Genomic DNA, 23,055 nt, shown 5'->3' on the forward strand with positions numbered 1-23,055 from the left:
AGCCCGCCCCGCCTTTCGCCACTGCATGCCCACCTCCCTCTCACTGCCCGCGAAAACCGAAAGCCCGCTGCTCATCGACGAGCGGCGCCGGCTGATCCGCGAGCTGGTGCAGAGCCAGGGTCGCGTCACGGTGGACGAACTGGCCGAGCGCTTCGGCACCTCCGTCGTCACCATACGCAGCGATCTCAACTCACTGGCCTCCACCGGTGCCGTGCTGCGCACACATGGCGGCGCACTGGCCCAGCGCGACACCGAGGAAGTGCCCATCGGCGTGAAGCAGAAGCTGCGCCACGAGCAGAAGGTACGCATCGCCACTGAGGCCGCCAAGATGATCCGCGACGGCGAAACCATCCTGCTCGATTCGGGCTCCACCACCGAAGAGATCGCCAAGCAGATCCGCGGCCTGCGTCTGACGTCGCTGAACGTCATCACCAACGCGCTCAATATCGCGGCCCTGCTGGCGACCGTGCCGCACGTCAACCTCATCATGCCGGGCGGCCAGCTGCGGCCCAACTCCTTCTCGCTGTCAGGCCCTCAAGCCGTGGCCGCGCTGCAAGGCCTGTACGCCGACCGCTTGTTCCTCGGCGTCGACAGCCTCGACCCCGACATCGGCCTGATGACGCCCCACCTGCTCGAAGCGCAGTTGAACGCCCAGATGATGAAGATCAGCCGCCAGGTCGTGGCCGTGGCGGACGCGTCCAAGCTGATGAAACGCAACCTCTCGGTCATTGCGCCGGTGGAGCAGTTGGACATGCTGATCACCGACAGCGGCGCGGATCAGGCGATCGTGGACCAGTTGCGGGGGCGGGGGATTGAGGTGGTGTTGGCGTAGCGGTTCTATGCAGTAAGGTCCATCTTCTGAATCAAGATAGCGATCCAAAGCGCATGCTCGAAATCCTACGCATTGCTTCCATCGTGATCCTCATCGGCCTCAGTAGCAGCGACGTTGCTGCCGAGCAGGTGACGAACTGCCCAGGCGAGCAGCAGCCTAAGAAAGGTGTAGTCACTAGAACCAAGTCGGCAGATCCGATGGTTCAGGAAATCACGCTTCAGTGTGGAACTCAAACGGTCGGCCAGATTGCGTCAGTCGCGCCGGTCGCTGCAAGCGCCCCTAGCGATTCCAACGGGTCATTTCACTGGGACGCCTTCGTAGACGCGCTCTTCAAATTGCTCGGCAGCCTCGCGTGGCCGGTGGCTGCCGTCTACATAGCGTTCGTCTTCAGGAAGGAGTTCGCGGCGCTTCTTTCCCGCCTTAAGAAGGGAAAGTGGGGCTCGGCGGAATTCGAGTTTGAGAACTATGTTCGCGAGGTTGAAGCCGAGGCAGACATTCCACGAGCACCAGACGCTGAGAACGTTAGCCCGAGCGCGGCTGCACGCGCTAGCAGCGATCCTCGAGGAGCAATCGTTTCGGCTTGGATTGAAGTGGAAGAAACGCTGTTCCGGTTGGTTCGCAACAAACAACTCGATACCGTCTCATTGCGCCCATCTAGGGGAACGGTCGGGGCAATACGGGCGGTTCAAAAGGCGCAGGCCCTCGACGCCAACTGGGTGGCCCTATTTCATGACCTCCGTGCAATGCGAAACGAAGCCGCACATTCGACCGACTTCACCCCACCGCCTGATGCGGTTCTCAAGTACGTTCAGCTTGCCAAGGAGCTAACGGCTGCAATGCGAGCAGCGGGCGGCTAGCCTGGAGCGATGCGTGAGTGATCCAGACCTGATGCTGAAACCTATCGAGCCTGCTCTAGATAGGTTCCGTGAGGCTCACTTCTGGATTCATGCGATGGAGGAGTATTACCACTTCGCTGATCCGCTCAGGTGGCACCTCAACGCTTACCTGAAAGCGTTGAAGGAAGTACCCCTCTTGATCCAGATGGGGCTGCAGAACCGGGCGGGTTTCAGTAAGTGGTTCTCGGCAGAGCGCGATCGACTGAATGCCGACCCTCTTATCCGTCATCTTTCCACGCAGAGAGACATGGTTGTTCACCGAGGCATGCTGATTCCGAACAGCCACGGTGGCATTGGAGTAACCGAGGGGCGAGGGTTCAAACTAGGCATGACATTTCCTCTTGCACCTTTGGAGGACAGCGACCATGCCATGCATAGGTACCTGCATTACATGCTTCGCAACGAAGCAGTAGATTTTCTTGGCGTCCTGGCTCCGGACGAGGACTCCATGCCATGCGTGCATCGTGTTTGGCGACTTGAACCCTTCGAACAAGAACTAGTCGACTTAGCGGCTACAGCGTGGCTTCGTCTAGGCGAAACGGTCAATCAAGTTGTTCAATGGATTGGCGTAGCCTCACAAGAACTCTCTCTTAGTTGCCGACACTCTGGACAACGGGTTCAGTTCAAGCTCTACCACCGAGAAAAGCTTGTGTCTCAGCTCGACGAATTGCGCCAAGATGCCCGGCGCGGCTCGGTCACCTAGCTCAAGAGTCGCTTGAACGACTCAGGAACAGGCGGCGGAAATCCTCCGCCGGCGGCACGACGCAATCGGCTCAAATCATGAGTCGATTCCCATCGTTTGCGGCTCAGCCGCCGCCGCTGCGAGCCGCATCCGGCACCACCGCGGTCACCTCGATCTCCACCGTGGCTCGGTCCTCCATCAACGCCGACACCTGCACGGCGCTCATGGCGATGCCGTAGTCGCGGCCCAGCACGTCGCGGTAGGCCTGGCCCACCTCGCGGCCGCGGGCGATGTACTCGCGCTTGTCGATGAGGTACCAGGTTAGGACTCTCCCGACCCTTCACCGGTCGCGACGCCGTGCGCCCAACCGGGCACGCTGATGTAGTAACGCAAAGCCTTGCCCGCACCCGTGGTCCAGAGTTGCCCCCGCTTGACCATCTCCGCCAGATCCCGTGTCGCCGTCGCCTTGGATGCGCCGGTCATCTTCATGTACTTCTCGGCGTTGAGCCCGCCCACGAAACCGCCGTCACCGTCGTCGAGCAAACGCTGCAACACCTTGCGCTGGCGCTCAGGCAGCCCGGCGATCCCGTGGTGCTCCGCAAACCGGCGCTTCACGAGGGCGGCGTCCATCGTGGCGCTGGCCGCCGAGTAGGCGGCAGCACACTGCTGCGCGAACCATTGGACCCAGCTCGTCACGTCCATGCCGCCACGCTGGCAGAGATTCAGTTGGTCGTAGTAATCGGAGCGGCGCTCCAGCAGTTGCCGCGACAGGCTGAACAGCCTGACCGGCGTGCTGAGGTGCTGGGCCACGGCCATGTCGACGAGGGCGCGGCCGATGCGGCCGTTGCCGTCCTCGAACGGGTGGATGCTTTCAAACCAAAGGTGGGCGATAGCGGCACGCGCAAGGCCGTCCAGGCGTGCCGCCGAGGAAGCGCCGCCGGGCGCGGTGTCGTTGAACCAGTTGATGAAGCGCGTCATGTGCCGCGGCACATCGGCCGATGGCGGCGCCTCGTAGTGGACGACCTCGCGGCCGGGCAGGCCGCTGATGATCTGCATCGGGTCTTCGTGATCCCGATAGCGGCCCACGGCGATGCGTTGAACACCTGAAGTGCCGCCCGGGAACAGCGCCGATTGCCACCGGCAGAGCCGGTCTTCATCGAGCGGCGTGCCGGATGCGGTGGTCGCGTCGTGAACGACGGCGACCAGGCCGTCCACGGCACGGTCGATGGGCCCCGGCGCCTTCAAGCCCATGCGGCGCATGACCGACGACCTGACGGCGTCCAGAGACAGCCGCTCCCCTTCAATGGCCGCCGTGGTCAGCACCTCGTCGGCCATCGAGTCGAGCGCGACGTCGCTGGTACCGGTGAAGCCGATGGCTGCAGCCTTGCCTTCCATGACGCCATGCAAACGGTAGGCCTGGGCCAGGTCGGCGCTGACGACCGCATTGTCGTAAACGAAGTCCGGCCAGTCGGCGCGAAGCCAGTTCCAGGGGCGTGCTCTCGCGGTCATGAGCCGCAATTTAGCACTATCGGCTCAAATTGTGAGTCGAATTACCAGAATTGCGGCTCAAGCGCCCTGGCCCGCAGCCTCCGGCACCATCGCCGTCACCTCGATTTCCACCTTCGCCCGGTCTTCCATCAGCGCCGACACCTGCACGGCGCTCATCGCGATGCCGTAGTCGCGGCCCAGCACGTCGCGGTAAGCCTGGCCCACCTCGCGACCCCGGGCGATGTACTCGCGCTTGTCGATGAGGTACCAGGTCATGCGCACGATGTGCTCGGGCGCCGCACCGGCTTCGGCCAGCACGGCACGGATGTTGAGCAGGGTCTGGCGCACCTGGGCGATGAAGTCGTCGCTGTCGAACTCGCAGCGCTCGTTCCAGCCGATCTGGCCAGCGACGAAGACCTGGCGGCCACTCGCCGCGACGCCATTCGCATAGCCGCGCGGCTGGGTCCAGCCGGCTGGCTGCAGGATTTGCTTGTTGTTGCTCATGGTTTATCTGTCTCCTGTTGTGCGGCGAGCGAGCGCTCCAGCGCGGCACGCAGATCGGCGGGAAAGGCCTGGGGCTTGTGGGTCGCCAGCGAGGTGCAGACCAGCACCTGCGTGAACTCGACGCGCGTGCCGTCATCACCTTCGAAAGCGATGCGCAGCGTCATCGAGCCGCCGCCCAGGCGCTCGATATGGATGGTTTGCACGAGGCGGTCGCCATGGCGGCTGACGCGCAGGAAGCGCGTATCGAGCTGGGCCGTTGGCATGCCGACCTGGCGCTGGCCGATCAGCACATCGAAGGGCAGGCCGAGGTCGCGAGCAAACCAGTCCTCGATCAGCTCGTTGAGCATCTCGAAATAGCGCGGGTAGAAGACGATGCCGGCCGGGTCGCAGTGGCCGAAACGCACGAGTTGTTCACGTTGAAAAGCGATGTTCATCTCGGCAGTCCTGGAGCACAGCCACAGAGGCACAGAGACGCAGAGAGGCCTTCATCCTGCTGCCTCTGTGTCTCTGTGTCTCTGTGGCTTTGTTTGGATTTCACTTCAGACTCCCACGTACTTCTGCCACAGCGCCGGGTCAGCCGCCAGCGCCGCCGATGGTCCGGCCCAGGCGACGCGCCCGCGCTCGACGACGGTGTGGTGGTCGGCCAGGCGGATCAGCCGCTGCACGTATTTGTCGACGACGAGGATGGTCTGGCCGGCAGCGCGCAGCAGGTCCAGGCAGCGCCAGATCTCCTCGCGCACCAGCGGCGCCAGGCCTTCAGTGGCTTCGTCCAGCACCAGCAGGCGCGGGTTGGTGACCAGGGCCCGGCCGATGGCCAGCATCTGCTGCTCCCCGCCCGACAGTTGCTGGCCCATGTGGCCAGCGCGCTCGGCCAGGCGCGGGAAGAGGCCGTAGACGCGCTCCACCGTCCACGGCTCGGCCGCGCCGCTGCGGTTGGCCGCGAAGGCGCGCAGATGCTCGTGCACGCTGAGGTTGGGAAACACCTGCCGCCCCTCCGGCACCAGCGCCAGCCCCAGCCGCGCGATGCGGTCGGCCGGCCAGCCGGTGACGTCCTGGCCGCAGAAGCGGATGCGGCCGGCGCTGGGCGCCATCCAGCCGCACAGGCAGCGCAGCAGCGTGCTCTTGCCCATGCCATTGCGGCCCAGCAGCGTGGCCACCTCGCCGGCTTGCATGGTCAGGTCCAGGCCAAACAGCACCTGGCTGGCACCGTAGCCGGCTTGCAGGTCCTTGATCTCGAGCAAGGCCGTCATACGGCCGCCTCCAGCTCGTCGCCAAAGTAGGCGCGCTTCACCTCGGCATGCTCGCGAATCTCGGCCGGCGTGCCGCTGGCGATGACGCGCCCGGCCACCAGCGCCGAGATGCGGTCAGCGAGGCGGAAGACGGCGTCCATGTCGTGTTCGACCAGCAGCAGCGTCAGGCCTTCGCGCTTGAGTGCCTGCAGCAGCTCGACCATACGGGTGGACTCGTCCGGACCCATGCCAGCCAGCGGCTCGTCCAGCAGCAGCAGGCGCGGCTTGGCAGCCAGCGCAAGGCCGACTTCAAGCTGGCGTTGCTCGCCATGCGCAAGCTCGCCGGCGGTGCGGCCGGCCTGAGCCGTCAGCCCCACCCGTGCCAGCAGCGCGTCGGCTTCTGCATGCGCGGCCGCGTCGGCGCGCGCGGTGCGCCACCACGACGGCGCGCCCTCGCGCCGCGCCAGCACGGCGAGCACGAGGTTGTCGCGCACCGAGCAGGGCTTAAACAGACTGGTGATCTGGAAGCTGCGCACCAGGCCGGCTTGTACGCGACGGGCCATGCCTTGCCGCGTGACGTCCCGACCATCGAAGACGATCTGGCCCGCGTCGGGCGCGAGGGCGCCGGAGATCTGGTGGATCAGCGTCGTCTTGCCGGCACCGTTGGGGCCGATCAGTGCATGCAGTTCGCCCGCCCGCACCTCGAAGCTCGCGCCATCGGTCGCCGCCAGCGCGCCGAAGCGCTTCACGAGTTGTTTGACTTCAAGCACGGCGCCAAACCCCTGCAAGGCCACGCGGCGCATACAGCACGACGAGCAGCAGCAACGCGCCCAGGCCGAGCTGCCAATGCAGCGTGCAGCCCGACAGCAGCTCTTCCAGCAGCAGCAGCGCCAGCGCGCCCAGTGGCCCGCCCCACAGCGCGCCCGCACCACCGATGATGACCATGACCATCAGCTGGCCGGACTGCGACCAGTGCATCAGATGCGGCGACACCAAGCCGTTGAGGTTAGCCAGCATGGCGCCGGCCAGGCCCGCGATGGCGCCCGCGAGCACGAAGGCCTGCCAGCGCAGTGCGAATACGCGGCCACCCGCGGCGGCGACGCGCACCTCGTTCTCGCGCGCGCCTTGCAGCAGCCAGCCGAAGGGCGAGTTCACGACGCACTGCAGGCCGGCCATGACGATGGCGAAGAGTGCGAGCGCCACCCAATAGAAGTTGGCGTCGTCCTTCAGGTCCAGGCCGAAGCCAAAGGCCGAGCGCTGCGCCAGCGGCAGGCCGTCGTCGCCGCCATAGGCCTTCAGCGACACGGCGAGGTAATAGAACATCTGCGCAAAGGCCAGCGTGATCATGATGAAGTAGACGCCGCGTGTACGCAGGCTGATGGCGCCGATGAGGGCCGCAGCGATTGCGCTGACCCCCATCGCCGCCGGCCAGGCAATCCAGGCCGACGTGATGCCCGCGTCCATCAGCACGCCCACCGTGTAGGCCCCCAAGCCGATATAGGCCGCATGTCCGAAGCTGACGAGCCCGCCAAAGCCGAGGATGAGGTTGAGGCTGGACGCTGCGATGGCGAAGATGAGGATGCGCGTGCCGACGACCGTGTAGAACTCCAGGCCCATGGCCTGCAGCAGCAGTGGCAGGGCTGCGAGCAGGACCAGCAATGGCCAGATCCAACGGCCGAGCCCGCGGTGGTGGAGGCTGCGCGCTTCAGCCATGAGCGGGAAAGAGGCCGCGCGGCTTCCAGAACAAGATGGCCGCCATCAGCACATAGATGAGGATGGAGGCCAGCGCCGGGCCGAGGTTGGACGCGACCTCGGGTGAGGCGAGCTGGCGCAACGCGGCGGGCAGCAGCGTGCGGCTGGCGGTGTCCACCAGGCCGACGAGCAGCGAGCCCACCAGCGCGCCACGCACCGAACCGATGCCGCCGACGACGATGACGACAAAGGCCAGGATGAGGATGCTCTCGCCCATGCCGACCTGCACCGCGAGCAGTGGGCCGAGCAGCGCGCCGGCTAGCGCGCACAGCGCGGCGCCCAGGCCGAACACGGCGGTGAACAGCTTGCGGATGTCGATGCCCATGGCGGTGGCCATCTGGCGGTTGGATGCGCCGGCTCGCACCCACATGCCCGCGCGGGTGCGGGTGACGAGCAACCACATCAGCAGCGCGACGGCGAGGCCGACACCGATGATGAGCAGGCGGTAGGCCGGGTAGAACAGGCCGGGCAGAAGCTCGACGGGGCCTGAGAGCGCGGCGGGCGTGTTCAGCATCAGTGGCTGGTCGCCCCAGAGGATGCGCACCGCCTCGTTGAGCATGAGGATCAGCGCGAAGGTGGCGAGGACTTGGCTGAGGTGGTCGCGGGCGTAGAGGCGTCGCAGAAGTGTGACTTCGAGGGCCATGCCGAGGATGGCGGTGCCTACGAGTGCGGCGAGAACGGCCAGCAGGAAGGAGCCGGTTGCGCCTGCGACCGCCGCGGCCAGGTAGGCGCCGACCATGTAGAGCGAGCCATGGGCCAGATTGATCATGTCCATGATGCCGAACACGAGGGTCAATCCTGCGGCGAGCAGGAAGAGCATCAGGCCGAATTGGAGGCCGTTGAGGAGTTGCTCGGTGATGAGGATCCAGTCCATCAGTTGGGTGCTTTCCCAAGCTGGGGCTTTGCGCCACTGCCCAGCGGGGAGTTCGCCCCCGCGGGCGACCTACTTTCTTGTGCGCACAAGAAAGTAGGCAAAGAAAGCGCCCCCGAACCGCCCGCCCCTTTGCTTCGCAGCGGGGTGCCCTGCGATGCTCGGTCCTTGAGGCCCCCGCGCAAAACTCGCGCCGCTACGCTCTGCTCAAACAGTTGCGCGGAGTCAGAGCTTGAAGCGAGCTTCGCTCGCGGCCTCAAGGCCCTGCGCTTCTCGGCGGGCTCAGAGGGGGAAATAGAAATGCCTCGTTGCGAACGGCCTTCGGGCTTGGCTGTCGGCTGCTCGGTTGTTTCGGGAGCCTCCCCTTCTAAACCGCCGAGAAGCGCAGAAGCCCGGGGCGCGAGCGCAGCGAGCTTCGACGACTGACTTCGCGCCCCTTTGTTTGAACGGAGCGTAGCGAAGTGAGTTGGGCGCGGCCCCGGGCTTCGAGCATCGCAGGAGACCCGGCTCCGCCGGGCGGTTTTGCAGGGGAGAGCTTTTTGCCTACTTTTTGGCGGCGCAAAAAGTAGGTCGGCCGCCGGGACGAAATCCCGGCTGGGCCTGTACGTCAACCCATGCTGCGACAAAACAGCCCTCAGCTCATCTTGCAAGAGGCCACATACGCATCTTCATGCTGCGTAAAGATCTTCCCCATCGTCCGGTTCGTCACCCGCCCCTGCCCATCCTTCGTGATCACCCGCAAGTAGTAATCCTGAATCGGGTACTGATTCCGATTGAACTTGAACGCCCCCCGCACCGACTCGAACTTCGCCGCCTTGATCGCCTTCAACAAAGCAGGCTTGTCCTCCACCTTTCCCTTCACATCCCTCACCGCCGCATTCATCAACAACGCCGCGTCATACCCCTGGCTCGCATACAACGACGGCAGCCTTCCGTAGTCCTTCAGGAAATCGGCAACGAACTTCTTGTTCGCCACGTTGTCCATGTCATGCGCCCAATGCGAGCTGTTGAACATGCCCAGCATCGGCTCGCCCACCGCCTTGATGACGTCCTCGTCGGCCGAGAACCCTGGCCCGAACAACGTCACGTCCTTGGACAGCCCCGCGCCGACGAACTGCTTGATGAAGTTGATGCCCATGCCGCCGGGCAGGAAGATGTACATCGCATCCGGCTTGGCAGCACGCGCCTGCGCCAATTCGGCCGCGTAATCGAGCTGACCGAGCTTGGTGTAGATCTCCTCGACGACCGCGCCCTTGTAGAAGCGCTTGAAGCCCGTCATCGCGTCCTTGCCCGCCGGGTAGTTGGGTGCCAGGAGCACCAGCTTCTTGAAGCCCTTCTCCGTCACCGTCTTGCCCACGGCCTCATGCAGGTTGTCGTTCTGCCAGGCAACGTTGAAGAAATACGGGTTGCATTGCTCGCCGGCGTACTGCGACGGGCCGGCGTTGGCGCTGATGTAGGGGATCTTGGCGTCGAACACCGACGGGCCGACGGCCAGCATCACGTTGGAGAAGACGATGCCGGTCATCAGGTCGACCTTGTCACGCTTGATCAGGCGCTCGGCGCTCTGCTTGGCGACCTCGGGGTTCTGCTGGTCGTCGGCCGTGATCATCTCCACGGGCAGGCCACCCAACTTGCCGCCACTGTGCTTGAGCCCGAGCGCAAAGCCGTCGCGGATGTCCACGCCCAGGCCGGCGCCGGGGCCGGACAAGGTGCTCAGGAAGCCGACCTTGAGCTTGTCGGCGGCCTGGGCCGTGGGGAGCAAAGCAAGGCCGAGGGTGATGGCGGCAAAAGTCTTCTTCATGCGCAGGGTCTCCATGAGAAAAAGGGGCGGTCAGGCTTTGAGCTTGAAGCGCTGCAGTTTGCCCGTCTCGGTGCGCGGCAGGTTCTCGCGGAACTCGATGGCGCGCGGGTATTTGTAGGGCGCGATGGTGGCCTTCACATGCTCCTGCAGCGCTTTCACGTCACCGGCATGGCCCGCGCGCAGCACGACAAAGGCCTTCACCAACTGGCCACGCTCTTCGTCCGGCACGCCGATGACCGCGCATTCGGCCACGGCGGGGTGGCTGAGCAGCGCGGCCTCGACCTCGGGGCCGGCGATGTTGTAGCCACCCGAAATGATCATGTCGTCGGTGCGGGCCTGGTAGACGTAGTAGCCATCGGCGTCGATCAGGTAGGAATCACCGGTCAGGTTCCAGCCGTCCTGCACATACTGGTGCTGGCGCTCGTCGGCGAGATAGCGGCAGCCCGTCGGGCCCTTGACGGCGAGATGGCCGACCTTGCCCGCCGGCAGGGGCTGGCCACCATCGTCGAGGATGCAGGCCTGATAGCCGGGCACCGGCTTGCCGGTGGCGCCGGGCTTGGCGGTTACTTCGGTATGGGAGATGAAGATGTGCAGCAGCTCCGTCGCGCCGATGCCGTCGAGCAACTCGATGCCGGTGGCCTGTTTCCACAGCGCGCGCGTCGCAGCGGGCAAGGCCTCACCGGCGCTGACGCATTTGCGCAGGGACGAGAGGTCATGCTGACCCACCATCGGCGCCATCGCGCGATAGGACGTCGGCGCCGTGAAGCAGACCGTCGCGCGGTGCGCCGCAACTGCAGCGAGCAGCAAATCGGGCGCGGGCTTTTCAAGCAGCACGGCCGACGCGCCCACACTCATCGGGAACAGCAACAGGCCGCCAAGGCCGAAGGTGAAGGCCAATGGCGGGCTGCCGATGAAAACGTCGCTGGCCTGGGCACGCAGGCAGTGCACCGGCCAGCAGCGGCAGATGGCGATGACGTCACGATGGAAATGCATCGTGCCCTTGGGCTGGCCGGTCGTGCCCGAGGTAAAGGCAATCAGCGCGCAGTCGTCGCTGGCGGTGTCGACGTTGGTGAACCAGGCCGGCTGGCGCGCGGCGCGGGCTTCAAGGCCATCGGGCTCGCTGCTGCGGTAGTGGCAGATGCCGCGCAGCATGGGGTTCTGCAGTTGCGCCGCGGCGAGTTCGTCGGCCAGCGCTGCGTCACAAAGCGCATGTGTGACCTCGGCCTTGGCGATGACCTTGCCGAGTTCGATCGCACGCAGCAGCGGCATCGTCGCCACGGCAATCGCGCCGGCCTTGATGACGGCGAACCAGCAGGCTGCCAGCTGCGGCGTATTCGCGCCGCGCAGCAGCACGCGGTTGCCGGGCACGACGCCGAGTTCGTTGACCAGCACGTTGGCGATGCGATTGGCCTCGGCCTGCAACTCGGCATAGGTCCAACGGACACCGGCGCCCTGCACGCAGGGCCGGTCGCCATCACCCTGCTCCACCCAGCGGTCCAGCAGCTCGGTCGCCGCGTTCAGCTTGGGGCCGAATTGCAGCTCGGGCAGGTCGAACACCAGCTCCGGCCACTGGTCCTGCGGCGGGAGATGGTCTCTTGCGAAGGTATCCAGGTGGGCGGTTGGAAACATGCTCAAGCCTGCTTCAAAAGTTCGCGACCGATGATCAGTTGCTGCACTTCGCTGGCACCCTCGTAGATGCGCAGCGCACGGATTTCCCGGTAGAGGGATTCGACGATCTCGCCCCGGCGCACGCCGCGGCCGCCGAAGAGCTGCACGGCGGCGTCGATGACCTGCTGGGCGCCCTCGGTCGCCATCAGCTTGGCCATGGCGGCTTCCTTGGTGATGGTCTTGCCCTGATCGCGCAGCCAGGCGGCGCGGTAGACCATCAGGGCCGATGAGTCCACCGTGCAGGCCATGTCGGCGAGCTTGGCTTGCGTCAGCGGCAGGTCGGCCAGGCGCGCACCGAACATGGGGCGGGACTTGGCCTGATTCAAACCTTCCTGCAGCGCGCGGCGAGCAAAGCCCAAGGCTGCGGCGGCAACGGAGGTGCGGAAGACATCCAGCGTGCGCATGGCCAACTTGAAGCCCTCGCCGGGCGCGCCCAGCATCTGGCTTTTGGCCACGCGGCAGTTGGTGAAGCGAAGGCGAGCCAGCGGATGCGGCGCGATGACGTCGATGCGTTCGGCGATGTCGAAGCCCGGCAGGTCGGCGTCGACGATGAAGGCCGAGAGGCCTCGTGAACCGGGCGCTTCGCCGGTGCGCGCGAACAGCACATAGAAGTCCGCAATGCCGCCGTTGGAGATCCAGGTCTTCTCGCCGTTCAGCAGATAGCTGTCGCCGTCTTCGGTGGCGCTGCACTGCATGGCCGCGACATCCGATCCAGCTTCGGGCTCAGACAGCGCGAAGGCCGACAGCGCCTCGCCACGCGCCACGCGCGGCAGATAGCGCTCGCGTTGGGCCGGCGTGCCCTGCAGCGAGATGGCGCCCGAGCCCAGGCCCTGCATCGCGAAGGCGAAGTCGGCCAGGCCGTCATGTTTGGCCAGCGTCTCGCGGATCAGGCAGATGGCGCGGGTGTCGATGGCCTGGCCTTCACCTGCCACGGCATGGTTCAGCCAGCCAGCCTTGCCGAGCTGAGCGACCAGGCTGCGGCATTGCGCGTCGATGTCACCGTCATGGTCGACATGCTGCAGGTGCTCACCGCACCACGCATCCAGCGCGCTCGCTAGCTCGCGGTGCTTGGCGTCGAAAAAGGGCCAGTCGAGGTGCTGCATTTCAATCGCCCTGAAAGACTGGCTTCTGCTTGGCGACGAAGGCCTCGTAGGCGCGGTGGAAGTCCTTGGTCATCATGCAGATGGCCTGGGCCTGGGCCTCGGATTCGATGGCCTCGTCCACGCCCATGGCCCACTCTTGATGCAGCATGCGCTTGGTCATGGCGTGGCCGAAGCTCGGGCCGGCGGCAATCTCGCCAGCCCAGGTCGTCGCTTCATTCAACAGTTGCTCGGGCGCGATCAAGCGGTTCAGGAAACCCCAGGACAGCGCCTCTTCGCCACCCAGGCTGCGTCCGCTGTAGAGCAAATCCGACGCCCGCCCCTGGCCGACGATGCGCGGCAGCATGGCGCAGGCGCCCATGTCGCAGCCGGCCAGACCCACGCGGGTGAACAGGAAGGCCGTCTTGCTGCGCGCCGTGCCCACGCGCAGGTCGGACGCCATCGCCATGATGGCGCCCGCACCGGCGCAGACGCCGTCAATGGCCGTGACGATGGGTTGCGGGCAGGCACGCATGGCCTTCACCAGATCGCCCGTCATGCGCGTGAAGGCCAGCAGGTCGGGCATGCTCATGCCGGTCAGCGGGCCGATGATTTCGTGCACATCGCCGCCCGAGCAGAAGTTGCCACCGGCGCCCTGGATGACGATGGCTTTCACGTCGTCGACATAGCTGAGCCGGCGGAACAGATCGCGCAGCTCGGCGTAGGACTCGAAGGTCAGCGGGTTCTTGCGCTCCGGCCGGTTCAGCGTGATGACGCCGACGGCGCCCTGCTGCTGCCAGACGAAGTGCTCGGGGCTGTAGCCGGCGAGGCTCTGGCTGTTGCCGGAAGTCAGATAGGGGGTCATGCGGCATCCTTGGCCAAATGGGTTTTCAGCTGCGCGAGCAGCTCGTGGACCTGGGTCTTCTGCGCGGGCGTCCAGCCGGCAAACAGCTCGACGATCCAGCCCTCGTGCGTGGCGGCCATGCGCTTGAACTGGCGGCGGCCCTGCGGCGTGAGCTTGACGATGAAGCTGCGGCGGTCGTCGGCGCGGGTCTCGCGCAGCACCAGACCTTCGGCTTCGAGCTGGTCGGTGATGCCGGTGACATTGCCGCCCGTCACCATCAGCCGCTTGGACAGCTCGCGCATCGTCAGCCCGTCGGGATGACGCTCGAGCTGGGCGAGCAGGTCAAAGCGCGGCAGCGTGGTGCCGAAATCGGCGCGAAGGCGCTGGCGGATCTGGTCTTCCACGCGGGTTGTGCAGGACAGCAGGCGCAGCCAGAGCCTGAGGGCCTGGTGGTCGTCTTCCGAAAGACGCGTTTCGAGATCGGACTCGGTGGCCGACATCACATCGTCTCCCCGCCGCAGACGGCAATGGCCTGGCCGTTGATGGCGCCGTTGCCGACGATCCATGCCACGGTGTCCGCCACTTCCTCGGGCTGGATCAAGCGGCCCTGCGGGTTCACCTTGGCCAGCTCTGTGCGCGCTTGCTCGGCCGTGCGGCCGGTCTTGGCGACGATGGTGTCGACGGCATTCGCGACGATGTCGGTCTCGGTGTAGCCCGGGCAGACCGCGTTGACCGTCACGCCCCTGGCCGCCACTTCCAGCGCCATCGCCCGCGTCAGTCCCAGCACGCCATGTTTGGCCGCGCAGTAGGCCGCCACATAGGCATAGCCCTTGAGCGCCGCCGTGCTGGCCACGTTGATGATGCGACCTTCCTTGCGCAGCAGCATGCCGGGCAGCACCGCGCGGCTGCACAGGAAGCTGCCGGTGAGGTTGACGTTGAGCAGGCGCTGCCACAGCTCCAGCGAGGTGCGGGCGAGCGGCGCCGTCTCGACCTGGCCGGCGTTGTTGACGAGGATGTCCACGTCGCCCACGGCAGCGAAGGCGTCGGTGACGCTGTCCTCGTTGCCGACGTCGCAGATCTGGATGGCCACATCACCCAACGCCGCCTGTGCACTGCGCAGGCGATCTTCGTTGCGGCCCATTAGCGTGACGCGCATGCCGTCCGCGAGCAGCCGCTTCGCCACCGCGGCGCCGATGCCGCTTCCTCCACCCGTCACCACTGCGTGCTTCATACACCCAACGCCTTGTTCGCCTGCTCGGCTGCGGCCACATTGCCTGCGCGCTGGCGCTCGAATTCGCGCTCCAGCTGGCTCTTGCCGGACAGGTACTGTTTTGGCCATTCCAGTCCGATAGGCCCGCGGTAGCCGATGCGCGCGGCCTCGGTCAAAGTCCACGCTGGATTGGCCAGGTGCGGCCGCGCGATGGCGCAGAGGTCGGCGCGCCCCGACGCGATGATGCTGTTGACGTGGTCAGCCTCGGAGATGGCGCCGACGGCCATGGTCGCGATGCCGACGCGGTTGCGGATGCTCTCGGCGAACGGCGTCTGGAACATGCGGCCGTAAACGGGCTTTTGCGCCTTGCTGACCTGGCCGGACGACACGTCGATGAGATCGGCGCCCGCTTCCTTGAATGCGGCAGCGAGGGTCACTGCGTCCTCGGGCGTCGTGCCGCCCGGCACCCAGTCGTGAGCCGAAATGCGCACGGACATGGGCCGGTCCAGCGGCCAGACCTCGCGCAGCGCCGTGAAGACTTCGAGCGGATAGCGCAGCCGGTTCTCCAGCGAGCCGCCGTAGTCGTCGTCGCGGTGGTTGGTCAGCGGCGAGATGAAGGCGGACAGCAGATAGCCGTGGGCGCAGTGCAGCTCCAGCCAGTCGAAGCCGGCATCCGCAGCGCGGCGGGCGGCGCTGACGAAGTCSTCGCGCACGCGRTCCATGTCGGCGCGSGTCATCGCCCGCGCGACCTGGCTSACGCCSTCCAGRTAYTGCTGCGGCGAGGCCGAGATCAGCGGCCAGTTGCCGTCGGGCAGCGGCTGGTCTTCACCCTCCCAGGGCACGCATGTCGAGCCCTTGGGGCCGGCGTGGCCGAGCTGCATGGCGATCCTGGCGCTGCTGTGGGTGTGCACATGCTCGACGATGCGCTGCCACGCGGCGCCCTGGCCGTCGTTCCACAGGCCCGGGCAACCCGGCGTGATGCGCGCATCGGGGGACACGCAGGTCATCTCCGCAAAAACGAGGCCGGCACCGCCCAGCGCCCGGGCGCCGAGGTGGGCCAGGTGATAGTCGCCGGGGATGCCGTCCTCACAGCTGTACTGCGCCATCGGCGACACGACGACGCGGTTCTTCAGCGTGACGCCGCGCAGCTTGAAGGGCGTGAACATCGGCGGCACCTGAGCATCGACACCGCTCTTTGCCGCCAGCCAGCGCTCGAACTCGCCGACATAGTCCGCATCGCGCAGCCGCAGGTTCTCGTGCGAGATGCGCTGCGAGCGCGTCAGCAGCGAATAGGCGAATTGCTCTGGCGCCAACCGCGCATGGCGCTCGACGTTCTCGAACCACTCGGTCGAGTTGCGCGCCGCGTTCTGGATGCGCAAGACCTCGATGCTGCGCGTGGCCTGGTAGGCGTCGAGCGCCGTTGGCAGGTCGCCGTGGTTCTGGATGTCTCGCGCCAGGTCGATGGCGTCCTCCAGCGCGAGCTTGGTGCCCGAGCCGATGGAGAAGTGCGCCGTGTGGGCCGCATCGCCCATCAGCACGACAGGCGCTTGCCCGTTGTGATGCACCCAGGTCTTGCAGACGACGCGCGGGAAACGGATCCACGACGCCGAGCCGCGCAGGTGGCTGGCATTGGAGATCAACGGGTGGCCCTCCAGCACCTTGGCGAAGAGCTTCTCGCAGAAGGCAATGCCGTCTTCCTTGCTCATGTCCTCCAAGCCCGCGGCGCGCCAGACGTCTTCGGGCGCCTCGACGATGAAGGTCGAGTGCGTGGCGTCGAAGCGGTAGGCGTGCGCCTGGAACCAGCCCCATTCGGTCTGCTGGAAGTCGAAGGTGAAGGCGTCGAAGAGCTTGGTGGTGCCCAGCCACACGAAGCGGCAGGCACGCAGGTCGACGTCGGGCTGGTAGGTGGCAGCGTACTTCTGGCGGATGCGGCTGTTCAGGCCGTCGGCGGCAACGATGAGATCGGCGTCGATGTCGACGTCATCCAGCACGTCGGTCTCGTAGACCAGCTCCACGCCCAGCGCCTCACAGCGCGCCTGCAGGATATTCAGCAGCTTCTTGCGGCCGATGCCGCAGAAGCCGTGGCCGCTGGAGACGATGCTGCGGCCGCGAAAGTGGACGGCGATGTCGTCCCAGTGGTTGAAGGCCTCGCTGATCTGCTCAGCGGTCTCGGCGTCGGCCTCGCGCAGCGCGTCGACGGTCTGGTCGGACAGCACGACGCCCCAGCCGAAGGTGTCGCCCGCGCGGTTGCGCTCCAGCACCCTGACCTGGTGGGCCGGGTCGGCCTTCTTCATCAACAGCGCGAAATACAGGCCGGCGGGCCCGCCGCCGACACAGGTGATACGCATGGGGAACCCCTTCTGCGTAGCACTTTAGGAATCGATAGTTCAAACGTCAAGCATTTATCTTGACTGCAACCCCACGGACAAACCCGCAGCTTGGAGCGGTGGGGAGGGGCGGCGCGACGGCGTCAGCGCGGCTTGCTGTAGTTGACGGTGCCGCGCCCACCGGCTAGAGGCTTGACATCGGCGAGGCGCGCCCGGGCCGCCGCGTTGTCCCGCAGATAGGCGTCAAAGAACAGCAGCTCCCAGGCGGTGGCTTCCTGTTCGGCAGGCCCGCTGAGGAGGTGGCCCTCACCCGGCATTTCGACGGCCCAGGCCGGGCCGCCCAGGCGGCGCACGCCGGCCTTGACGCTGTCGGGCGAGACCGAACCGTCCTTCTCGGCATAGACGGCGAAGAACGGCGTCTTGACCTGGGCAAGGCCGCTGAAGTCGCGGCCGAAGGACCAGGCATGGGTCTGGAAGGGCCAGATGCCGAAGCTGGCGCCCAGGAAGGGCACAAGGCCGAAGCCGGCCTTCAGGCGGGCGTCGCGAAAGGACTGCCCGGGCACAGCCGGGTCGGCGCCGCCGAGCATCGCCAGTACCGTCTGGCCGCCCGCGCTGGCGCCCGAGGCGCCGATGCGGGCCGTGTCCACCGCGCCGGCAAAGTCAGGGTGGCTGAGCACATGGTCAAGCGCCGCCTTGAAGGCCACCCGGCGCAGGGCCACGGGTTCGGCATAGCCGCTGACGCGGCCATCGCCATGGAAGATGTCGACGACGATGTAGCCGTGCGAGGCCAGCTGCTTGAGATGGGCCAGGTGCCAGAGACCGTGGGTGTTGTAGCCGCCCGAGTAGACGATGAGCGGGTATCTGGCCGCCGAGTCCGCAAAAATCGGCCGCTCGCCCGGCGCCTGCATGTGCGGGAAGACGTTGTCGCCGGTGTCCTTGTAGGGGAAGGCGTAGTTCGGCCGGGCGTTGTCGGCGCGGGTGGGATACAGGACGTAGAGCAGCAGTGGCAGCTGCTGCCCGGCCAGCGCCCCCGCGCCGGGTTCGTTGGCCGGTACGGTGACCTTGAGCAGCTGTGCGGCTTCGCGGCGGCTCAGCAGTTCATCGACGTACAGGCTGCGCGACCCGTCGACCTTGCCGTTGAGATAGTCCACCAGCGGCCGGTCGCCAGCGGCGCTGGTGGCGACCGCCATGTTGGTGCTGCCGACCGCGTACGGGCCGGGTGGGGCGACGAAGTCGGCAGCGTGGGCGCACGCCAGCCCCCCGGTGGCCAGAAGAAGAAGCAATCGGGCCAGCAGGCGAGACATGGAATTCCTTTGGGAGGCGATCAGCGCGGCACGTCGTCCCAGCGCAGGTGCACGACGCGATAGCCGGTGGCCTTCAACGACTGCAGCAAAAAGGGCAACGCCCGCGCCGTCTGGTCCTGAACGTCGTGCAGCAGCACAATGCCACCGCCGCTCTTGGCCAGCTGGCCCAGCAGCTTGGTCGCAAGCATCTGCGGCGTCTGGTCGGGCAGCCAGTCCTCGGCACCGGCGTCGACGGACATGACGGTGATGTCGCGCTCGCGCAGCGCCGCCATCAGCACGGGCGATTCCGCCAGAAAGGGGAAGCGATAGGCCGCCGGCTCGCTGCCCAGCACCTCACGGTAGGCAGCCACCATGGCATCCAGGTCGGCGATCTGCGCCGGTGCGGGCAGCTGACCGAATGCCAGATGCTGGAAACCATGCATGCCGACGCTGTGGCCGGCGTCGCGCACCTGGCGGGCCAGGGCGGCGTGGGCGCGCATGGGCTCGCCGTTCATGAAGAAGCTGGCCTTCACGCACTGGTCGGCCAGGGCCTTTAGCACCAGCGGTGTGGACTCGGGCCGCGGGCCGTCGTCGAAGGTCAGCACGACCTCCTTCGGCGCCAGCCCTGGCAGCGCCGCATGTTGCGCCTTGCCCCAGGCCGCGCCCTCGCGCTTGAACGTCAATGTGCGCGACGTGCCCAGCGCATCGGCCGCACAGGCGGGCTGAGCGGGCTGGGCGGGCTGGCCGGACGTGGCGGCGGCCAGGGCCATGGCCAGCAGCAGGCTCATCAGTGGCCGGCCACGGCGGCGGGTTCGCCGAACTCGCCCGCCTCCTCGTGGTCATGCGGGAAGGGCGCCAGCCAGGCCAGCACCACGGGCGGGATGGAGAAGATCAGCACCCAGCCGAAGAAGCTCACGTACTGGTGATTGACGTAGTTCCACAGCAGGCCGCTGACGCTGCCGGTGCCCCACTTGGTCAGCGCCATCACGCCGGTGGCCATCGCGTAGTGCGCCATGCGGAAGGGCCCCGGGGCGATCTGCTGCATCATGTAGAGCATGTGGCCGACCGAGCCCATGCCGAAGCCGAACTTCTCGATGCAGACGATGGCCGCGATGGTGGTCGTGTCCGTCGGCATCGACTGGGCCAGGTAGAAATAGGTCAGGTGCGGGATGTTGAGCACCAGGGCCAGCGTGAAGAAGCTGCGCGGCAGCGTGCGCTTGGCGACGAAGAAGCCGCCCAGGAAGGCCCCGGCGATGAAGGACAGCGTGCCGACCGTGCCGTTGATGTGGCCCAGCGACTCGTTGTCCAGCCCCAGGCCGCCGGCAGCGATGCTGTCGAGCAGGAAGAGCGGGCCGAACTTCTCGATGAAGCCTTCRCCGAAGCGGTAGAAGAAGATGACSGCCAGCATCATCCAGATCTGCGGCTTCTGAAAGAGGGTGACCCAGGCTTCGGCCGTGGCGGTCAGGCCGCCGCTCAGGCCTTGGCCGTGCAGCGTGGACGGCGCGCCCGGCGGCAGCACGCGCACATGCCACAGGCCGAAGAGGGCCATGGACGCTGCGGCGATCAGCACGACGATGACCCAGCACTGCACCCAGCTCATCGCCATGTGGTTGTGCAGATAGCCCGTCAGCGACACGAACAGGCCCGAGGCGACAACGGCGCCCATGTTCCAGCACATGCCCTGCAGGCCCGAGTAGCGCGCCTGGTCGGTCTTGGAGACGGTCGTCATGAAGACGCCGTCGGCGCAGGTGTCCTGCGTGGCCGATGCGAAGCCGACGATCCAGAAGAAGGCCAGCGAGAGCTTGAAGAATCCCTCCATCGGCAGGCACAGCGCCACCAGGCCGAGCGCGGCGGCCATCGTGAACTCCATGCTGATGACCCAGAAGCGCTTGCTGCGGTAGGCCTCCAGCAGTGGCGCCCACAGGGGCTTGAGCACCCAGGGCAGGTACATCTGCGAGGTATAGAGCGCGATGTCCTCGTTGGAGATGCCGAGGTTCTTGTAGATGATGGCTGCGACGACCCCCACCATCACATTGGGCAGGCCCATGGCGAGGTAGAGCGAGGGCACCCAGGTCAATGGGTGGCGAATGGATTGAGTCATGGTGGGGTGGGCTTCTTGGTGCCGTTCAGCAAGGCGAGGACGTCAGACGCCTCTTGATTGGATTGCAGGGCTTGGAGCGCGGCCCGGGCCCTGTCGGTGCCCTCGCCGCCGTGCGGGTTGCTGGCCAGCGACTGCAGACCGCGCAGGGCCTTGTCGCGGTTGCCGGATTCGAGATGCGCCCAGACGGCGAGGTAGACGTAGTCGCCAACCTGGGGCTCCAGCACGCTGGCGGCGTCTGCCGCGTTGGTCATGCTGGGGCTCACGCCCTTGACGCCGAGCACGCGGGCCAGCTGATACAGCGTGGGTGCATCGTTGCGGCGCTGCTTGTAGGCTGCCATCAGCCAGGCGCGCGCCTGTTCCAGTGCCTGGGTGCGTTCGGCGCCGTTCGCCTGTGCGGCCACAGCCTGCCAGGCCCAGCCGAGCAGGCGGTTGGCTTCAAAGGGCGGTGCTTCCTGCTGGGCCCACGGAGCAAGGATCTGCAAGGCCTTGTCCGCCTCGCCATAGCGGATCTCGGCATGCGCCAGCGCCCAGCGCATGACATCGGGCGCACGGTCGCCGCCGACCTTCTTCACGCTCACCTGCAGGCGGGCCAGGACGGCCTTGCCATGTTCGGCTTCAGGACGCGAGGCGATGACCATGCCGTCGAATTCGGCCTCGGCCTGCTCGGTGGGCAGCTCTGTAGTGCGCACCGCGGCTGGCGCGCCACCCGGGATCTGCGCCACATACAGGTTGTCCAGATGCCTGCGCAGCTCACTGTTCAGGCGGCTGGGCGCTATGCCTGTGGCGGGCTCCAGCGCCGTCAGCGCGTCCTCCCCGGCCGCGACACGGCGGAAGTACTCGTTGAAGCGCTGGACGCGCTCGGTCTTGGACAGCACGTAGTGGGTCAGCAGCCAGGACTGCGCGTAGAAGACGCCGAAGAAGCTGTCGTCGATGTCCTTGTCCCCGGTGGACTGGAAGCTCGGCTTGAGCAGCCTGGCCGGCTGCAGCCAGGGGCGCTGGGCCAGGATCGCGGCCGAGGGATTGAACGCGCCGATCTCGATCGAGTCCGGGGCGATGCGCGTCGCGCCGAAGTACTCGGCGTAGCCCTCGACATACCACACGGGATAGGCCATGCGGGCGTACTGAGCCATCACGCGGTGCGCGTACTCGTGGAAGAGCACCTGGCCGGTGAAGTCCTTCGACCAGAGATGGTTGACCGCGAAAGCCTGGGCGCCATCGCTGCCCGAAACGAACAGCCCCGCCAGGCGACGGTTGCGCAGATAGGGCTGGACCCGGGCAATGAGGTCGGGGTCGTCGCTGAGCACGATGGGAAAGGGCGGGCGCGCCAGGCCCTGGCTGGCGCCAAGGGTCAGCAGCATGGCCTCGTGCAGGCGTTCGAGATCCTGCAGCCTGCCCTCGGCCGTGCGCTTGGACGTCTGGGCCAGCATGCGGAAATGCGGGCTCTCGGCCAGCACCCATGACGCAGACCAGGCCAAGGGGCTCCAGCCAAGCAGTCCCAACAGCAGCCTCGCCAACCATCTGCGGTGGTGCATCGTCTGCTCTCCTGGTCTGCCTTATCGGGCCCGCGGCGTCAGCGCCTGCTGCGCCGCCGACACGTAGACCAGCGGCGCATTCCAGTTGACGGCGACCTCGTTGCTGGCATAGCTGCAGAAATGGTCCAGATAGGACCGTGCCGGCTGCACGGCATTGCTGCCCCAGACATAGTCCTTGGCCTGCATGCCCACGCGGTAGGCCGAGCCCCGCCAGCGGGCAACCAGTTCATCAGCAAGCTCCATCACACGGGTTTGAACGACAACGCTGTCATTTTGACTCAGGCGCATGCGGTGCTGGGCTAGGGTTACCCATGCCCAGCCCTTCACATCGCCCCAGGCCCGCGCAAGGCCGCCGGCCAGCAGGCCGGTCGCGACGAAGCAGCGGAGATGGGGACTCATGGTGAGACGATCCAGTTGATGCAGTCGGCAGCGCCGTTGACGTTCAGTGTCACGCCTTTGGCGTAGACGCGTGAAGGCGTGCGGGCGATCAGCAGCAGGTCTCGAACACGACGCACAGCCATCGTCACTCCATCAAGCAATGAACCGGTGGACGCCTGAGCGTCCACCGGCTCGAGGGCCAGAAACCGGTCAGGCCGTCCAGCTCAGCGAGGCGCCTTCAGCCTGCACAGCACTGCGCCGCCCGTCCACCTCCAGCCCCCAGTCGCGCAGCGCACCCTCGCTGACCTGCGCCGTGTACTGCCCGCCCTGGCGGCTGACCGTGCCACGCGCCGCAATGCTGCCGTCCGCGCCCACGACCGTGAAGGCCGCGCTCGCGCCGTCATCCAGCTCGAACACGCGCAGCACCGTGCCGCGGGCGTAGTCGTAGGCCGGCTTCTCGGTCTCGGCGCCCCAGGCGATGACGCTGTTCGGTGCCGCATAGAGCGGCATCGACAGGAAGCCATGCACCTCGCGATGCCAGCGGCCGCCTTCGCGCTTCTCGCCGCTCAGCAGATGGG

Annotated in this window: 24 protein-coding genes and 1 pseudogene; 3 read left to right on the forward strand and 22 right to left on the reverse strand. The window is 66.5% G+C overall.

Annotation, left to right across the window (positions count from 1 at the left end):
- Positions 1–25: 25 nt before the first annotated feature.
- From ACXJKM_RS09245 to ACXJKM_RS09255, 3 genes are read left to right on the forward strand one after another with little or no spacing between them, the layout of a single operon-like run.
- The gene (locus ACXJKM_RS09245; RefSeq protein WP_457351844.1) at positions 26–832 is read left to right on the forward strand and encodes a DeoR/GlpR family DNA-binding transcription regulator; all 807 of its coding nucleotides are present in this window, start codon (positions 26–28) and stop codon (positions 830–832) included.
- 53 nt (positions 833–885) lie between these two features.
- Positions 886–1,689, forward strand: coding sequence for a hypothetical protein (locus ACXJKM_RS09250; RefSeq protein WP_457351846.1), 804 nt, complete (start codon positions 886–888; stop codon positions 1,687–1,689).
- A 13-nt stretch (positions 1,690–1,702) separates the two neighbouring features.
- A complete protein-coding gene (locus tag ACXJKM_RS09255) occupies positions 1,703–2,431 on the forward strand; it encodes a hypothetical protein (protein WP_457351848.1) in 729 nt (242 codons plus the stop codon).
- A 103-nt stretch (positions 2,432–2,534) separates the two neighbouring features.
- Here ACXJKM_RS09255 and ACXJKM_RS09260 read toward each other — a convergent pair.
- The 22 genes and pseudogenes from ACXJKM_RS09260 to ACXJKM_RS09365 form a co-directional block, all read right to left on the reverse strand.
- Positions 2,535–2,735: pseudogene (locus ACXJKM_RS09260) on the reverse strand (RidA family protein); the annotation flags it as partial.
- Positions 2,732–3,919 carry a DUF4172 domain-containing protein gene (locus tag ACXJKM_RS09265; protein ID WP_457351849.1) on the reverse strand — a complete coding sequence of 396 codons (1,188 nt, stop codon included), beginning with the start codon at positions 3,917–3,919 and terminating at the stop codon, positions 2,732–2,734. The gene ACXJKM_RS09265 and the pseudogene ACXJKM_RS09260, both read right to left, overlap by 4 nt.
- Before the next feature lie 57 nt (positions 3,920–3,976).
- On the reverse strand, positions 3,977–4,402 hold the full coding sequence (locus ACXJKM_RS09270; RefSeq protein ID WP_457351851.1) for a RidA family protein: 426 nt from the start codon (positions 4,400–4,402) through the stop codon (positions 3,977–3,979).
- Entirely contained in the window at positions 4,399–4,836 is a 438-nt protein-coding gene (locus ACXJKM_RS09275) for an acyl-CoA thioesterase (protein ID WP_457351853.1), read from the reverse strand. Before ACXJKM_RS09275 ends, ACXJKM_RS09270 begins: the two co-directional genes overlap by 4 nt.
- A gap of 105 nt (positions 4,837–4,941) precedes the next feature.
- On the reverse strand, positions 4,942–5,652 hold the full coding sequence (locus ACXJKM_RS09280) for an ABC transporter ATP-binding protein (RefSeq protein ID WP_457351855.1): 711 nt from the start codon (positions 5,650–5,652) through the stop codon (positions 4,942–4,944).
- Complete coding sequence (locus ACXJKM_RS09285; protein WP_457351857.1) at positions 5,649–6,434, reverse strand: ABC transporter ATP-binding protein; 786 nt, start codon at positions 6,432–6,434, stop codon at positions 5,649–5,651. Before ACXJKM_RS09285 ends, ACXJKM_RS09280 begins: the two co-directional genes overlap by 4 nt.
- A complete protein-coding gene (locus tag ACXJKM_RS09290; RefSeq protein WP_457351859.1) occupies positions 6,394–7,290 on the reverse strand; it encodes a branched-chain amino acid ABC transporter permease in 897 nt (298 codons plus the stop codon). Before ACXJKM_RS09290 ends, ACXJKM_RS09285 begins: the two co-directional genes overlap by 41 nt.
- A 46-nt stretch (positions 7,291–7,336) precedes the next feature.
- Positions 7,337–8,257 carry a branched-chain amino acid ABC transporter permease gene (locus ACXJKM_RS09295; protein ID WP_457351861.1) on the reverse strand — a complete coding sequence of 307 codons (921 nt, stop codon included), beginning with the start codon at positions 8,255–8,257 and terminating at the stop codon, positions 7,337–7,339.
- A 631-nt stretch (positions 8,258–8,888) separates the two neighbouring features.
- The gene (locus ACXJKM_RS09300) at positions 8,889–10,070 is read right to left on the reverse strand and encodes an ABC transporter substrate-binding protein (RefSeq protein ID WP_457351863.1); all 1,182 of its coding nucleotides are present in this window, start codon (positions 10,068–10,070) and stop codon (positions 8,889–8,891) included.
- A gap of 15 nt (positions 10,071–10,085) precedes the next feature.
- Positions 10,086–11,684 (reverse strand): AMP-binding protein, encoded by a 1,599-nt coding sequence (locus ACXJKM_RS09305; RefSeq protein WP_457351865.1) that lies wholly within the window; start codon positions 11,682–11,684, stop codon positions 10,086–10,088.
- A gap of 2 nt (positions 11,685–11,686) precedes the next feature.
- Entirely contained in the window at positions 11,687–12,826 is a 1,140-nt protein-coding gene (locus tag ACXJKM_RS09310) for an acyl-CoA dehydrogenase family protein (protein WP_457351867.1), read from the reverse strand.
- Position 12,827: 1 nt separating this feature from the next.
- Positions 12,828–13,667 (reverse strand): enoyl-CoA hydratase family protein, encoded by an 840-nt coding sequence (locus ACXJKM_RS09315; RefSeq protein WP_457351869.1) that lies wholly within the window; start codon positions 13,665–13,667, stop codon positions 12,828–12,830.
- The gene (locus ACXJKM_RS09320; protein WP_457322693.1) at positions 13,664–14,146 is read right to left on the reverse strand and encodes a MarR family winged helix-turn-helix transcriptional regulator; all 483 of its coding nucleotides are present in this window, start codon (positions 14,144–14,146) and stop codon (positions 13,664–13,666) included. Before ACXJKM_RS09320 ends, ACXJKM_RS09315 begins: the two co-directional genes overlap by 4 nt.
- Positions 14,146–14,877: an SDR family NAD(P)-dependent oxidoreductase gene (locus tag ACXJKM_RS09325; RefSeq protein ID WP_457351871.1), complete on the reverse strand. Its 732-nt coding sequence runs from the start codon at positions 14,875–14,877 to the stop codon at positions 14,146–14,148. Before ACXJKM_RS09325 ends, ACXJKM_RS09320 begins: the two co-directional genes overlap by 1 nt.
- A complete protein-coding gene (locus ACXJKM_RS09330; protein WP_457351873.1) occupies positions 14,874–17,204 on the reverse strand; it encodes a bifunctional salicylyl-CoA 5-hydroxylase/oxidoreductase in 2,331 nt (776 codons plus the stop codon). Before ACXJKM_RS09330 ends, ACXJKM_RS09325 begins: the two co-directional genes overlap by 4 nt.
- A gap of 122 nt (positions 17,205–17,326) precedes the next feature.
- Complete coding sequence (locus tag ACXJKM_RS09335) at positions 17,327–18,487, reverse strand: alpha/beta hydrolase family protein (RefSeq protein WP_056193512.1); 1,161 nt, start codon at positions 18,485–18,487, stop codon at positions 17,327–17,329.
- 20 nt (positions 18,488–18,507) lie between these two features.
- Positions 18,508–19,254, reverse strand: a complete 747-nt coding sequence (locus ACXJKM_RS09340; protein WP_457322697.1) for a polysaccharide deacetylase family protein — start codon at positions 19,252–19,254, stop codon at positions 18,508–18,510.
- Positions 19,254–20,567 (reverse strand): MFS transporter, encoded by a 1,314-nt coding sequence (locus tag ACXJKM_RS09345; protein ID WP_082532456.1) that lies wholly within the window; start codon positions 20,565–20,567, stop codon positions 19,254–19,256. Before ACXJKM_RS09345 ends, ACXJKM_RS09340 begins: the two co-directional genes overlap by 1 nt.
- On the reverse strand, positions 20,564–22,099 hold the full coding sequence (locus ACXJKM_RS09350; protein WP_457351876.1) for a hypothetical protein: 1,536 nt from the start codon (positions 22,097–22,099) through the stop codon (positions 20,564–20,566). Before ACXJKM_RS09350 ends, ACXJKM_RS09345 begins: the two co-directional genes overlap by 4 nt.
- Positions 22,100–22,120: 21 nt before the next feature.
- The gene (locus ACXJKM_RS09355) at positions 22,121–22,498 is read right to left on the reverse strand and encodes a hypothetical protein (protein WP_457351878.1); all 378 of its coding nucleotides are present in this window, start codon (positions 22,496–22,498) and stop codon (positions 22,121–22,123) included.
- On the reverse strand, positions 22,495–22,620 hold the full coding sequence (locus tag ACXJKM_RS09360; RefSeq protein WP_268795236.1) for a hypothetical protein: 126 nt from the start codon (positions 22,618–22,620) through the stop codon (positions 22,495–22,497). The genes ACXJKM_RS09355 and ACXJKM_RS09360 overlap by 4 nt, the downstream gene beginning before the upstream one ends.
- Before the next feature lie 67 nt (positions 22,621–22,687).
- The coding region (locus ACXJKM_RS09365; protein WP_457351880.1) for a hypothetical protein at positions 22,688–23,055 on the reverse strand (368 nt) is incomplete at its 5' end.

Source organism: Roseateles sp. P5_D6, assembly GCF_054049415.1.

Coding starts and splice junctions, on each gene's coding strand:
- ACXJKM_RS09245 (WP_457351844.1), top strand. CDS start 26: ATGCCCACCTCCCTCTCACTGCCCGCGAAAACCGAAAGCCCGCTGCTC.
- ACXJKM_RS09250 (WP_457351846.1), top strand. CDS start 886: ATGCTCGAAATCCTACGCATTGCTTCCATCGTGATCCTCATCGGCCTC.
- ACXJKM_RS09265 (WP_457351849.1), bottom strand. CDS start 3,919: ATGACCGCGAGAGCACGCCCCTGGAACTGGCTTCGCGCCGACTGGCCG.
- ACXJKM_RS09270 (WP_457351851.1), bottom strand. CDS start 4,402: ATGAGCAACAACAAGCAAATCCTGCAGCCAGCCGGCTGGACCCAGCCG.
- ACXJKM_RS09275 (WP_457351853.1), bottom strand. CDS start 4,836: ATGAACATCGCTTTTCAACGTGAACAACTCGTGCGTTTCGGCCACTGC.
- ACXJKM_RS09280 (WP_457351855.1), bottom strand. CDS start 5,652: ATGACGGCCTTGCTCGAGATCAAGGACCTGCAAGCCGGCTACGGTGCC.
- ACXJKM_RS09285 (WP_457351857.1), bottom strand. CDS start 6,434: ATGCGCCGCGTGGCCTTGCAGGGGTTTGGCGCCGTGCTTGAAGTCAAA.
- ACXJKM_RS09295 (WP_457351861.1), bottom strand. CDS start 8,257: ATGGACTGGATCCTCATCACCGAGCAACTCCTCAACGGCCTCCAATTC.
- ACXJKM_RS09300 (WP_457351863.1), bottom strand. CDS start 10,070: ATGGAGACCCTGCGCATGAAGAAGACTTTTGCCGCCATCACCCTCGGC.
- ACXJKM_RS09305 (WP_457351865.1), bottom strand. CDS start 11,684: ATGTTTCCAACCGCCCACCTGGATACCTTCGCAAGAGACCATCTCCCG.
- ACXJKM_RS09310 (WP_457351867.1), bottom strand. CDS start 12,826: ATGCAGCACCTCGACTGGCCCTTTTTCGACGCCAAGCACCGCGAGCTA.
- ACXJKM_RS09315 (WP_457351869.1), bottom strand. CDS start 13,667: ATGACCCCCTATCTGACTTCCGGCAACAGCCAGAGCCTCGCCGGCTAC.
- ACXJKM_RS09320 (WP_457322693.1), bottom strand. CDS start 14,146: ATGTCGGCCACCGAGTCCGATCTCGAAACGCGTCTTTCGGAAGACGAC.
- ACXJKM_RS09325 (WP_457351871.1), bottom strand. CDS start 14,877: ATGAAGCACGCAGTGGTGACGGGTGGAGGAAGCGGCATCGGCGCCGCG.
- ACXJKM_RS09335 (WP_056193512.1), bottom strand. CDS start 18,487: ATGTCTCGCCTGCTGGCCCGATTGCTTCTTCTTCTGGCCACCGGGGGG.
- ACXJKM_RS09340 (WP_457322697.1), bottom strand. CDS start 19,254: ATGAGCCTGCTGCTGGCCATGGCCCTGGCCGCCGCCACGTCCGGCCAG.
- ACXJKM_RS09350 (WP_457351876.1), bottom strand. CDS start 22,099: ATGCACCACCGCAGATGGTTGGCGAGGCTGCTGTTGGGACTGCTTGGC.
- ACXJKM_RS09355 (WP_457351878.1), bottom strand. CDS start 22,498: ATGAGTCCCCATCTCCGCTGCTTCGTCGCGACCGGCCTGCTGGCCGGC.
- ACXJKM_RS09360 (WP_268795236.1), bottom strand. CDS start 22,620: ATGGCTGTGCGTCGTGTTCGAGACCTGCTGCTGATCGCCCGCACGCCT.